This is a genomic window from Pseudonocardia yuanmonensis (assembly GCF_039542425.1).
GTDB lineage: Bacteria > Actinomycetota > Actinomycetes > Mycobacteriales > Pseudonocardiaceae > Pseudonocardia > Pseudonocardia yuanmonensis.
Window position 1 is genome coordinate 1 of the sequence record NZ_BAABIC010000045.1, and the last position, 11,396, is coordinate 11,396.

An 11,396-nucleotide genomic window follows, 5' to 3' on the forward strand; every position below is an offset into this window, starting at 1 on the left:
GCGCTGGCCCGGACCGCCGTGGGCGGGCCGCCGGCCACCCGCGCGCTGCGCTGGCCCGAGGACCCGCCCCTCGAGCTGGCCGCGCTGCGCGCGGCGGCCGAGGAGCTGGGCGCGGTGCCCGCCACGCCCGATCGCCGCGATCCCGACGTGCTGCCGCACCAGCCGGGGGTGCGGGCCTTGGGCCTGCTCGCCCGTGCCCTCACGGCCGTACGGGTGGGCGAGCCCGGCATCGCGCCGCCGCTGCTGGCCGAGGCGCTGGAGCTCGCCGACCGGCACGGGTTCGTGCACCTCGCGGTGCAGGCGCTGGCCCTGCGCGCGGTCGCGGCCGTGGCGGAGGGCGACGCGGCCGGGGCACGGCACGCGGGGGAGGCGGCGCTGGCCCGCGCGGAGCGGTCCGGGCTGCGGCACTCCGCCTGGGCGGCCGGCGCGGCGGCCGTGCTCGCGCACGCCGCGTTGCTCCGCGCCGAGCCCGGCGACGCCCTGCGGCTCGCCGAGGCCGGGCTCGACCACACCGGCCGGGCCCCCACCGAGCTGCGGTTCGGTCTGGACGTGCTGCGGGCCGCCGCGGACATCGACGGTGCGGGCGGGGCCCACGGCGACCGCGCCCGCGGCCTGGACCGGCTGCAGCACGCCCGGGCCGAGCTGGGCGACGAACCGCTCGACCCGCACGTCGTCGCCGTCGCGGCGCTGCTGGAGCACCGCGCGGCCCTCGACCTCGGCCATCCGACGGCGGCCCGCAGCGTGCACGGCTGGCTGGTGCAGCGCGTCGGGGAGACCGCAGAGAGCGCGCTCCTGCGCGCCTGGACCGATCTCGCCGCGGGCCGCGACGACCGGGCCCGCGCCGCCGCGCACCGGGCGCTGGTGGAGTGCGGGACGCCGCTGCTCGGCGTCACCGAGGTCGAGGCGTGGCTGGTCGAGGCGACCCTCGCCGCGGGGGCGGGGGAGCGGGCCGCGGCCCGCGAGGCACTGGAGCGGGCCCTGGCCCTGGCCGAGCCGCTGGACGCGTTGCGCCCGTTCGCGGGGGCCGGGCAGGAGGTGCGCCGGCTGCTCGTGCAGTTGCACGGGGGTCCCGGGGCGGCGGGCTCCTTCGCCGGCGCCGCGCTCGCCGTGTCCGCGACCACCGGGTCCCCGGCCGCGGCGCTGAGCGAGCGCGAGCGGGCGGTCCTCGCGCTGCTGCCCTCCCTGCTCTCGCTCGAGGAGATCGGGGTGGACCTGTCCGTCTCGGTGAACACGGTGAAGACCCACGTGCGCTCGATCTACGGGAAGCTCGGCGTCAGCAGTCGCCGTACCGCCGTGCTCGCCGGGTACGAGCGCGGCCTGATCGCGACGGCACCCGCGCTCACCCTCCGCGGGTGACCCCCGTGCCGGCGGACGCCGGCTCGGCCGGCGGTCCCGGCCGAACCCCCGCCAGTGGACCCCGAAGTCACACGGAGCGGGCGAGGCGCCGCACGCCGGGGACGCCGACCGTGAGCCCACCACGGCTCGAGGAGGAAACGTCATGAGTGACACGAGCACACGCCCGCCGACCGCGTCGTCGACGCGTGCGGCGGCCTGGGCGACCGGGTTCGCGATGTTCGCCGGCACGGTGCTGATCGTGACCGGCGTCTGTCAGGCGCTGGCCGGCATCGCCGCGCTGTTCCGCGACGAGGTCTACGTGGCCACGCCGAACTACATCTACTCCTTCGACGTCACCGCGTGGGGCTGGGTCCACCTGATCCTCGGCGCGGCGGTCGCGCTCACCGGCCTCGCGGTGATCCAGGGCCAGACCTGGGCCCGCATCGTCGGCATCATGCTCGCCTCGCTGAGCATCATCGCCAACTTCCTGTTCATCCCGCACTACCCGATCTGGTCGCTGGTGATCATCGCCCTCGACATCGCGGTGATCTGGGCCCTGGTCCGCGAGACGCGCGAGACCGTCTGACCGGGAGCCGGGATGACGACGCAGCGGCCCACCGGCCGCGGTCGCCGCGGCATCGGCACCCGGCAGGTCGTCGCCCTCGTGGTGGCGGTCCTCACCCTGGTGGTCGTGCTGCAGAACCGCGACCCGGTGGACGTGTACCTGCTCACGGTGACCCTCAGCGCGCTGCTGTGGCTGCTGCTGGTCGTTGTGATCGCGGTGGGGCTGCTCGTCGGTCTCGTCCCGACGCGTGGGAAGGAAGTCCGATGACCCGCACCGCCGCTCCTCCCGTGCCGGCGGCACCCTCGCCGCGGCGGCCGTCCATGACGGGCCCGGCCGAGCGGATCGAGCTCGGCCGGGCCGCCCGGTCGTCGGTCCCGCGCTCGAGCCACGCGGAGCTGCCGGCCCGGCGCGGCAAGGGGGCGCTGAAGATCCTGGCCGCGCAGGACGTCGGCCGGGTGCAGGACCTCCTGCCGATCCGGTACGCCCGGATGGCGCTGTCACCCTTCGCGTTCCTGCGCGGCTCGGCGGCGGTGATGACCGCCGACCTCGCCGACACCCCGGTCAGCGGGATCGACGCACAGCTCTGCGGCGACGCCCACCTGGCCAACTTCGGGTTCTTCGCCTCGCCGGAGCGCCGGCTCGTCTTCGACGTCAACGACTTCGACGAGACCCTGCGCGGGCCGTGGGAGTGGGACGTCAAGCGGCTGGCGGCCAGCGTCGAGGTCGCCGGGCGGGACCGCGGCTTCCGCACCCGGGACCGCCGCGCGGCGGTGGAGGGGGCGGTGCGCGCCTACCGCCGGGCGATGCGTGGGTTCGCGGAGATGACCAACCTCGACGTCTGGTACGCGCTCGTCGAGACCGACGAGCTGTGGGCGCGCTACCGGCGCCGCGTCGCCGCGCCGCGGCGGGCCCGGATGGAGCGGGACCTCGCCAAGGCCCGCTCGCGCGACAACCTGGGTGCGCTGGACCGCTTCACGGCGGTCGTCGACGGCGCCCCGCGCATCGTCGGCGCGCCGCCGATCGTGGTGCCGGTCCGCGACCTCTACCCGGAGGAGGTGGAGCGGCGCGGCATCGAGGACGGCATCCACGAGCTGCTCGCGGGCTACCGGGAGAGCCTGCCCCCGGACCGCCGGCGGTTGTTCGAGCAGTACCGGCCCGTGGACATCGCCCACAAGGTCGTCGGGGTCGGGAGCGTCGGCACCCGGTGCTGGATGCTGCTCTTCCTCGGCCGCGACGCCCGCGATCCGCTGTTCCTGCAGGCCAAGGAGGCGGGCCCGTCGGCTCTCGAGTCCGTGCTGGGCCCTGCCCCGCAGGCCACGGCGGGGCAGCGGGTCGTCGAGGGGCAGCGGCTGATGCAGACGGTGGGCGACATCTTCCTGGGCTGGCAGCGGGCGACCGGGGTCGACGGTCGCGACCGCGACTTCTACCTGCGCCAGCTGCGGGACTGGAAGGGCTCGATCGAGGTCGAGAGCCTGCGCCCGCGCGGGTTGGGGCTCTACGCGGAGATCTGCGGACAGACCCTCGCCCGTGCGCACGCGCGGAGCGGGGACCGGATCGCGATCGCCGCCTACCTGGGTTCGTCGGCCACCTTCGACCGGGCGGTCGCCGACTTCGCCCGGGCCTACGCCGATCGCACCGAGGCCGATCACGCCGCCCTGTGCCGGGCGATCGAGACGGGGAAAGTGGCCGCGGCGGACCCGACCACGGACGGCCACGGGTGAACCGCTGGAAGCCGCTGATCGCACTCGGCGCCGCGCAGTTCCTGGTCGTGCTCGACACGGCCGTCATGAACGTGTCGATCAGTGCGCTGGTCGCGGACTTCGACACCACGGTCGCGGCCATCCAGGGCGCCATCACCCTCTACACGCTGGTCATGGCCGCCTTCCTGATCACCGGCGGCCAGGTCGGGGACATCCTCGGGCGGCGTCGCGCGTTCGCGATCGGGCTGGTCGTCTACGGCGTCGGCTCCGGGATCACCGCGCTCGCGCCGACGCTGTGGGTGCTGGTGCTCGGCTGGTCGGTGATCGAGGGGCTCGGCGGCGCGCTCGTGCTCCCGGCCCTCGCCGCCCTGGTGGGCGGCAACTACCACGGCCGCGACCGGGCCGTCGCCTACGGCGTCGTGGGCGGGCTCGCGGGCGCCGGGATCGCCGTCGGCCCGATCCTCGGCGGGTGGGCGACGACCTACCTGAGCTGGCGCGTCGTGTTCGCCGGCGAGGTCGTGGTCGTCGTGGCGATCCTGCTGATGCTGCGCTGGATCGGCGACGCGCCGGCGACCGGACCGCGCCGGCGGCTCGACCTGGTGGGGGCGGCGTTGTCCGTGGCCGGGCTCGCGCTCGTGGTGCTGGGCGCCCTGCAGAGCAGCGCCTGGGGCTGGCTCGAGCCGCGCAACCCGCCGTTCACGGTGTTCGGCTTCGCGCCCACCCTCTTCGTGATCACGGCCGGCCTCGTCCTCCTCGGGCTGCTGCGCGGCTGGGTGCGCCACCGCGAGGAGCAGGGCCGGGACCCGCTCGTGCGCTGGGCGCTGCTCGCGATCCGGCCGCTGCGCGCGGCGCTGTCGAGCCTGCTGGCCCAGAACCTGATCCTGCTCGGCGTCTTCTTCACCATCCCGCTGTACCTGCAGGTGGTGCAGGGTCTGGACGCCTTCTCGACCGGGCTGCGGCTGCTGCCGGTGTCGCTCACGATGCTGGTCACGTCGATGGCCGCGCCGATGGTGAACCGGATCGCGGCGCCGCGTGCCGTGGTGCGGACCGGGTTCCTCGTGCTGTGCGTGGCCACGCTGTGGCTGGTCGGCACCGTCCGGCCGGAGCTCGACGACCTGTCGTTCGCCCTGGCCACCGGCCTCCTCGGCATCGGGATGGGGCTGCTCGCCGGGCAGCTGGGCAACGTGGCCCAGTCCAGCGTGGGGGAGGCCGAGCGCAGCGAGACCGGCGGGCTGCAGTACACCGCGCAGAACCTCGGCTCCTCGCTCGGCACGGCCCTGATCGGCTCGTTCCTGCTCGGCACGCTGGCCCGGGTGAGCCTGACGGGGGTGGCGGCGGCGCCGGTGTCCGACGCGACGCGGGCGCAGGTCGGCACCGCCCTGGAGCAGGGGATCTCGTTCCTCTCCCTCGACCAGGCCCGCGCCGCGCTGACCTCGGCCGGCATCCCGGGTCCGGAGGTGGAGGTGCTGCTCGGGGAGTACGCGCAGGCCCAGCTCGTCGGGTTGAAGATCGCGTTGCTGGCCGCGGCCGGGATCGCCCTGCTCAGCCTGTTCCTCACCCGGGAGCTGCCGCGCCGCCGGGAGCCCGAGCAGGTGGCGGCGCCCGCCCCGGTCGTCGAGCCGCCCGTGGGCGCGCCCGGCTGACGCCTCACGGCAGGAGCAGGCAGGAGTCGCCGAACTCGTGCCAGCGGTAGCCCTCGTCGAGCGCGGCGGCGTACGCCCGCTCGACCAGCCGCCGCCCGGCGACCGCACGGAGCAGGAGCAGGTGCGAGGCCTCCGGCTCGTGCCAGCCCGTCACCAGCCCGTCGACGACGCGGGCCGGCCGGTCCGGGCCCAGGACCAGCTCGGTCGTGCCCTCGCCCGCCCGCACCGTGCCGTCGGGCTCGGCGACGGTCTCCAGCGCCCGGGTCACGGTGGTCCCCACCGCGACGATCCGGTGCCCGGCCGCACGGGTCGCGGCGACGGCCTCGGCCGTGGCGAGGGGGACCCGGTACCGCTCGGGCAGCGGGGTCTCGCCCGCCTCGAGCGAGGACACCCCGGTGTGCAGCACCAGCTCCGCGACGCCGATCCCGCGCGCCTGCAGCCCGTCGAGCACCGCGGGGGTGAACGGGCGCCCCGCGCTCGGCATCTCCGCGCTGCCGAAGCGGCCGTCCGGACGGGCGAAGACGGTGCGGTACTCGGCGAGCGCGGGACGTCCCCGCAGGTAGGAGTAGGTGATCGGGCGCCCGGCCGCGGCCAGGTACCGGCGCAGCCCGCCCTCGACCGGGATCCGTGCCCGCCAGATCCGCGACCCGCCGGAGAGCAGGGTCGCGGTCACCCCGCGCGGCAGCCGGACCACGTCGCCCACCCGGCCGTCGAGGACCCGGTGCCCGTCCGGCGTCCGCAGCTCCACGAGCCACGTCCCGCCCGGGGCGGGCCCGGACACGTGCAGGACCACCGGCCTGCCCGCGCGCGTGCCGTCGAGGGCGGCGGGCTCGGTGTCGGAGGTGTTCACCACGAGCAGGTCCCCGGGCTCCAGCGCGTCGGGCAGGTCCGTGAACCGCCGGTGGCGCAGCGGCCGCCGCGCCCGCGCGACCATGAGCCGCACACCGTCGCGCACTGGCGGCGGGGCGGTGGCCACCGATCCGGGCGGGACCGGCCTCACGACGCCACCCGCAGGTCCGCCGCGGTGTAGCGGCCGGACGGCGGGCGGTCGTCGAGCAGCCGCAGCAGTGCCGGCACCACCGTGCCGGGCTCCGGGCGGTCCGAGATGTCCTCGCCCGGGAAGGCCCGCTGGTGCATCGCGGTGCGCATGTCCCCGGGATCGAAGGCGTACACGCGCAGCCCCGGCTCCTCCACCCCGAGCACCGCGGCGAGGTGGTCGAGCGCGGCCTTCGCCGCCCCGTACCCGCCCCAGCCCTCGTAGGCCTCGACGGCCGCGTCGGAGCTCAGCGTGACGACGGTGCCACCGGCCGCGCGCAGGGCGGGCAGGGTCTCCCGGGTGAGGCCCAGCGGGGCCAGGACGGTGGTCTCCAGGACGCCACGCAGGGCGTCGAGCGGGTAGTCGGCCAGCCGGGGCAGCGGCGAGGGGCCGAGCTCGCCGGCGTTGTGCACCAGCAGGTCCAGCCGCCCGCCCGCCGTCGCGGCGAGCTCGGCGCGGAAGCCGGGGTCGGTGACGTCGCCGGGCAGCGCGACGACGCCCGGCACCCCGTCGAGCGCGCCGCGCAGCCGTCCGGCGTCCCGGGCGCAGGCCACCACGGTGGTCCCACGCCGGGCGAGGGCGACGGTGAGGGCGAGCCCGAAGCCCTGCCCCGCACCGGTGACGATCGCAGTCCGTGTCATGCGGACCACACTGCGACCTGAAGCTCGGTTCAGGTCAAGAGCTCGTCGTCCCAGCTCGGTAGGTGTCCGGCAGTTCCGCCGTCGACAGGGAGTCCAGGGCCGCGGATCCGCCGACGAACTCGGCGAGCCTGCCGAGGCCCCACTCCCGGGGCGAAGCGGGCATGCCGACGTCGTCGCCGAGCGCCCCGACCGCCTCCAGCAGCGCCTCCGGTCCCTGTCTGCGGTCGGCACGGATCAGCCGCCGGTACTCCGCCTCGTAGGTGTCCACCGACGTGAGCGTGTCCTGCGTGTGCTGGGCCCTGATCCCGCGCTCGGCGTGGCAGAACCGGATGAAGGCGCGGAGCAGGTCCGGAAGGCGATCGAGGTGCGGCAGGGTCAGTCCACCCGGCGCAGGCCCGCCGCGCGCAGCCGGGCGAGATCCGGGTAGCCGTCGACCGCCATCAGCAGGTCCGCCTCGGCCAGGAACGAGCGCAGGTGGTGCACGACGCCCTCCTCCCCGCCGACCGCCAGGGCGTAGACGTGCGGGCGCCCGGTGCCGACGGCGGTGGCGCCCATCGCGAGTGCCTTGACCACGTCGGTGCCGCTGCGCACGCCCGAGTCGAACAGCACCGGGACGTCGCCGGCCGCCTCGACCACCTCCGGCAGGCTCTGCAGGGCCGGCAACCCGCCGTTGGCCTGGCGGCCGCCGTGGTTGGAGCAGTAGATGCCGTCGGCGCCCAGGTCCACGGCCCGGCGCACGTCGTCGGGATGGCAGAGGCCCTTCAGCACGATCGGCAGCGAGGTGGCCTCGCGCATCCAGGTCAGGTCCTCCCAGCGCATCGAGTGGCCGAAGGTCCGCGCGAACAGACCGACGACCTCGGCCGGGTCGGAGCTCGTGAGGCGCTTCCGGAAGTGCTCGTCGGAGGTGTAGTTGGCGAGGCAGAAGCCGCGGAGCTGGGGGAAGTTGGCCGTGTTGAGATCGCGTGGCCGCCAGCCCGTGACCCACGTGTCGAGGGTGACGACGAGGGCCTTGAAGCCCGCCCGCTCGGCCCGCCGGATGAAGCTCACGGCCAGGTCGCGGTCGTTGGGCGGGTAGAGCTGGAAGAACCCGGGCGTGTCCCCGAGCGCCGCCGCGACCTCCTCCATCGGGTCCTGGGAGAGCGTCGAGGCGATCATCGGGACACCGGTGCGCGCGGCGGCGCGGGCGGTGGCCAGGTCACCGTGCAGGTCCTGGGAGCAGATGCCGAGCACGCCGATCGGGCACAGGAAGAGCGGGTGCGGCAGCTCGAGGCCGAACAGCGTGGTGGAGAGGTCGCGCTCGTGGGCGCCCTCCATCATCCGCGGCACGAGGCCCCACTTCTCGAAGGCGGTCACGTTCGCCCGCTGGGTCCGCTCGTCGCCGGCCCCGCCCGCGACGTAGGAGAGCACCCACGGCGGCAGCGCCTCGGCCGCCCGCCGTTCCATCCCGGCGAAGTCCACCGGGAAGCGGGGCTGCAGGCCCCGCGTGCCGGCCAGGTAGATCTCCAGCTGGTAGTCGCCGTAGCGCGGTGACATCCGTGTCCCTCCTGATCACGCGGGTCCCGCCGGGACACTAGCGGCGGAGCTGCCCAAACGATCGGTCGACAACTCCCGACCGAACGGTTGACCAGTAGCAGATCCGCAGCTAGCGTCGGTGTTCGTCGGACCGCCGAGTCGCAGGAGACGCTGGTGCCGGAGAGTGGTATCGGGCGGTCCGTGCCGCCGCACCGCCGCTCGGTGGCGCCCAAGGCCCGCGGCCGCGACCTCGGCCCGTCGCGCTACGAGCAGATCGTCGACGCCGCGGCGGAGCTGTTCCGACGCAAGGGCTACGCGGGCACCAGCATCAGCGAGATCGCCGAGGCCGCCGGCATGCTCAAGGGCAGCCTCTACCACTACATCAACACGAAGGAGGACCTCCTCCACGCGATCGTCGAGGAGGCCCATCTGAACACCGCGGCGCTCGGCGAGGAGCTGCTCGCCTCCGGCGCCCCGGCCGTCGACAAGCTGCGGCTGGCGATCGAGCGACACCTGCGCGGCACCGAGAAGAACCTGATCAAGATCCGGGTGTTCAACGCCGAGTTCTCCGGGCTGCCCGCCGAGCGGTTCGCCGAGATCATCGCGCGCCGGGACACCTACGAGCGCTCGATCCGCGAGATCGTCCGCCAGGGGCAGCGCGAGGGCGCCTTCGCCGCGCACCTCGACCCGCGGCTCACCGCGGCGTCGATCCTGGCGACCCTCAACTCCGTCCAGGCGTGGTTCCGCCCCGACGGCGACCTGTCCATGACCGAGATCATCGACGGCTTCACCGACCTCCTGCTGCGCAGCGTCGGCGTGGAGACCCACCCGGAAAGGACCGTGCATGAAGACCGGTGAGCAGTACCTGGCCTCCCTCGACGACGGCCGCAAGGTCTGGTTCGAGGGCGAGCTGGTCGAGCGGATCGCCGACCACCCGATCCTCGGCCGGAGCGCGCAGCTCATCGCCGAGGGCTACGACAAGGTCTACGACCCGACCGGCGACCACAGCCCGTTCTCCGACGTCCCGACGGACGCAGCCGGCCTGCGCGAGCACATCGACTTCGTGCACGACATGGGCATGCTCGCGCACGTCACCTACACCTCGATCATGACGCTGCTGACCGCCGCGGGCCGGATCATGGACTCCTGCCCGGAGGAGGTCGAGCGGATCAACGCCTTCGTCGCGCGCGCCCGCGCCGAGGACATCCGGATCACGCAGTGCATCACGGACGCGAAGGGGCACCGGAAGGTCCGGCCGGGTCAGCAGGAGGACCCCGACTCGTACGTGCACGTGGTCGAGCGCCGGGACGACGGCGTGGTCGTCCGCGGGGCCAAGCTGCACATCACCGCCGCCTCGCTCGGCCACGAGCTCATGGTCATCCCGACCAAGGGCATGAAGCCGGGGGAGGAGGACTACGCGATCGCATGCATGATCCCGGTCAACGCGCCCGGGGTGAAGATCGTCGACGTCAGCTACGCGCCGCGGCACGCCGACACCGGGACCTTCCCGGTCTCGGGGCCGGTGTCCTACCCCGAGTCGTTCGTGATCCTGGACGACGTGTTCGTCCCCACCGAGCGCATCTTCCTCGACGGGCAGACCAGGTACGCCACCGTGTTCGCGCACTCGCTCGGCCTGTGGGAGCGGCTCGGCGGGCTGTCGTCGATGGCGGACGGTGCGGACCTGCTGGTCGGGCTCGCCCAGCTGATCGCGCAGGCGAACGGTACCGAGTCCGTGGCGCACGTCCGGGACAAGATCGACGACATGATCATCCAGGCCACGCTGATCCGTGCCTCGCTCGAGGCGGCGATCACCCACTGCCACGTGGGCGACAACGGCGCGGCGTTCCCGGACGAGCTGTACACCAACGCGGGCAAGTACTACGCGGCGTCGCACTACGACCGGCTCGTGCAGAGCCTGCACGACATCGCCGGCGGCTCGATCGTCACCGCGCCCTCGCTCGCGGACCTGCAGAACCCCGAGATCGGGCCCGCGGTGCGCAAGTACATGCAGGCCAACCCGGAGTTCGACGGCGAGACGCGGCTGCGGCTCTTCCACGTGATCCGCGACCTCACCGCCGACACCTACGGCGGCTGGCGGCTGGTCACGAACATCCAGGCCGGCGGCGGGCTCTACGCCCAGAAGATCGTGACGCGGAAGTGGTACCCGATGGAGTCGGCCGTCGCGCGGGCCAAGGAGCTGGTGGGGGTGCCGTTCACGCCCTGAGAACCCAGCGGCCCCGAGTCGAGGCCCCCTCCGACGAAGGGGCAATCCGTCGATCCCCTTCACAGCGGCGCCGGTCGGCCCTACCGCGGCGGCGGCCGAGCGCCCTAACCTGCGCGGATGCTGCTGGACGGGCTCAACCACGTCGCCGTGATCACCGCCGACACGGACCGCTTCCACGCCTTCTACGGGGAGGTGTTCGGGGCGACGGTCGCCAACGACAAGAAGGAGGACGGGTTCCGCTTCTCGATCGTCGACATCGGCCCGCACACCGAGCTGAACGTGTTCGAGGTCGAGGGGAACACCGAGGCCGAACGGCAGACGCCGATGCTCGGCCGGGGCCGGCTCGACCACCTCGGGCTGCAGGCCGCGTCGATCGAGTCCTTCGAGGAGATCCGGCGGCGGCTGCTGGAGCGCGGGGCGTGCGACGACTTCGTCACGGACTTCGGCCCCGTGCTCAGCCTGTTCTTCCGGGACCCGGACGGGCTGGAGGCCGAGGTCTGCGTGCCCAACCCGGACGCGGTGCCGGGCCGGTTCAACCCGCCCGGCACGCCCGCCACCCGCTACGTGCACTGACGCGGGCGGACTGCACGAACGGCGCTCTCGCTCACATCTGGTGAGCGAGAGCGCCGTTCGTTCCGGTCAGAGCTGGTAGGTGGAGTTGATGATCGCGCCCTTGCGGGCGTAGTGGATCAGCGCGTCCTGGACGTCGAGCGGGTGCGTCGGGATCACGCCCTCGATCA

The 11,396-nt window shown here is 74.2% G+C and carries 12 protein-coding genes; 8 read left to right on the forward strand and 4 right to left on the reverse strand.

Annotation, left to right across the window (positions count from 1 at the left end; all coding sequences use genetic code 11):
- The 5 genes from ABD990_RS33725 to ABD990_RS33745 form a co-directional block, all read left to right on the forward strand.
- Window positions 1-1,356, forward strand: a 1,356-nt coding sequence (locus ABD990_RS33725; RefSeq protein WP_345384876.1) for a LuxR C-terminal-related transcriptional regulator, incomplete at its 5' end; no start/stop codon positions are given.
- Between the two features lie 142 nt (window positions 1,357-1,498).
- Window positions 1,499-1,921, forward strand: coding sequence for a DUF7144 family membrane protein (locus ABD990_RS33730; protein WP_345384877.1), 423 nt, complete (start codon window positions 1,499-1,501; stop codon window positions 1,919-1,921).
- Between the two features lie 12 nt (window positions 1,922-1,933).
- Window positions 1,934-2,167, forward strand: a complete 234-nt coding sequence (locus ABD990_RS33735) for a hypothetical protein (protein WP_345384878.1) — start codon at window positions 1,934-1,936, stop codon at window positions 2,165-2,167.
- On the forward strand, window positions 2,164-3,621 hold the full coding sequence (locus tag ABD990_RS33740; RefSeq protein WP_345384879.1) for a DUF2252 domain-containing protein: 1,458 nt from the start codon (window positions 2,164-2,166) through the stop codon (window positions 3,619-3,621). Before ABD990_RS33735 ends, ABD990_RS33740 begins: the two co-directional genes overlap by 4 nt.
- Window positions 3,618-5,243 carry an MFS transporter gene (locus ABD990_RS33745; protein WP_345384880.1) on the forward strand — a complete coding sequence of 542 codons (1,626 nt, stop codon included), beginning with the start codon at window positions 3,618-3,620 and terminating at the stop codon, window positions 5,241-5,243. Before ABD990_RS33740 ends, ABD990_RS33745 begins: the two co-directional genes overlap by 4 nt.
- A 4-nt stretch (window positions 5,244-5,247) precedes the next feature.
- Here the strand turns inward: ABD990_RS33745 and ABD990_RS33750 are convergent, their stop codons facing one another.
- From ABD990_RS33750 to ABD990_RS33765, 4 genes are all read right to left on the reverse strand, one after another.
- The gene (locus ABD990_RS33750) at window positions 5,248-6,243 is read right to left on the reverse strand and encodes an S-adenosylmethionine:tRNA ribosyltransferase-isomerase (RefSeq protein ID WP_345384881.1); all 996 of its coding nucleotides are present in this window, start codon (window positions 6,241-6,243) and stop codon (window positions 5,248-5,250) included.
- A complete protein-coding gene (locus ABD990_RS33755) occupies window positions 6,240-6,920 on the reverse strand; it encodes an SDR family NAD(P)-dependent oxidoreductase (protein ID WP_345384882.1) in 681 nt (226 codons plus the stop codon). The genes ABD990_RS33750 and ABD990_RS33755 overlap by 4 nt, the downstream gene beginning before the upstream one ends.
- Before the next feature lie 34 nt (window positions 6,921-6,954).
- On the reverse strand, window positions 6,955-7,188 hold the full coding sequence (locus tag ABD990_RS33760; protein ID WP_345384883.1) for a hypothetical protein: 234 nt from the start codon (window positions 7,186-7,188) through the stop codon (window positions 6,955-6,957).
- 107 nt (window positions 7,189-7,295) lie between these two features.
- Window positions 7,296-8,453, reverse strand: coding sequence for an alpha-hydroxy-acid oxidizing protein (locus ABD990_RS33765; RefSeq protein ID WP_345384884.1), 1,158 nt, complete (start codon window positions 8,451-8,453; stop codon window positions 7,296-7,298).
- A 153-nt stretch (window positions 8,454-8,606) separates the two neighbouring features.
- Between ABD990_RS33765 and ABD990_RS33770 the strand changes: the two genes are divergently transcribed.
- From ABD990_RS33770 to ABD990_RS33780, 3 genes are all read left to right on the forward strand, one after another.
- Window positions 8,607-9,290: a TetR/AcrR family transcriptional regulator gene (locus ABD990_RS33770; protein WP_345384885.1), complete on the forward strand. Its 684-nt coding sequence runs from the start codon at window positions 8,607-8,609 to the stop codon at window positions 9,288-9,290.
- The gene (locus ABD990_RS33775; RefSeq protein ID WP_345384886.1) at window positions 9,277-10,656 is read left to right on the forward strand and encodes a 4-hydroxyphenylacetate 3-hydroxylase N-terminal domain-containing protein; all 1,380 of its coding nucleotides are present in this window, start codon (window positions 9,277-9,279) and stop codon (window positions 10,654-10,656) included. Before ABD990_RS33770 ends, ABD990_RS33775 begins: the two co-directional genes overlap by 14 nt.
- A 117-nt stretch (window positions 10,657-10,773) precedes the next feature.
- The gene (locus ABD990_RS33780) at window positions 10,774-11,229 is read left to right on the forward strand and encodes a VOC family protein (RefSeq protein WP_345384887.1); all 456 of its coding nucleotides are present in this window, start codon (window positions 10,774-10,776) and stop codon (window positions 11,227-11,229) included.
- Window positions 11,230-11,396: the final 167 nt, after the last annotated feature.

What these genes read in the sequence shown, in the direction of transcription:
- ABD990_RS33775 (WP_345384886.1), top strand. Translation starts at nt 9,277, where the DNA reads ATGAAGACCGGTGAGCAGTACCTGGCCTCCCTCGACGACGGCCGCAAG.
- ABD990_RS33780 (WP_345384887.1), top strand. Translation starts at nt 10,774, where the DNA reads ATGCTGCTGGACGGGCTCAACCACGTCGCCGTGATCACCGCCGACACG.
- ABD990_RS33755 (WP_345384882.1), bottom strand. Translation starts at nt 6,920, where the DNA reads ATGACACGGACTGCGATCGTCACCGGTGCGGGGCAGGGCTTCGGGCTC.
- ABD990_RS33740 (WP_345384879.1), top strand. Translation starts at nt 2,164, where the DNA reads ATGACCCGCACCGCCGCTCCTCCCGTGCCGGCGGCACCCTCGCCGCGG.
- ABD990_RS33765 (WP_345384884.1), bottom strand. Translation starts at nt 8,453, where the DNA reads ATGTCACCGCGCTACGGCGACTACCAGCTGGAGATCTACCTGGCCGGC.
- ABD990_RS33730 (WP_345384877.1), top strand. Translation starts at nt 1,499, where the DNA reads ATGAGTGACACGAGCACACGCCCGCCGACCGCGTCGTCGACGCGTGCG.
- ABD990_RS33735 (WP_345384878.1), top strand. Translation starts at nt 1,934, where the DNA reads ATGACGACGCAGCGGCCCACCGGCCGCGGTCGCCGCGGCATCGGCACC.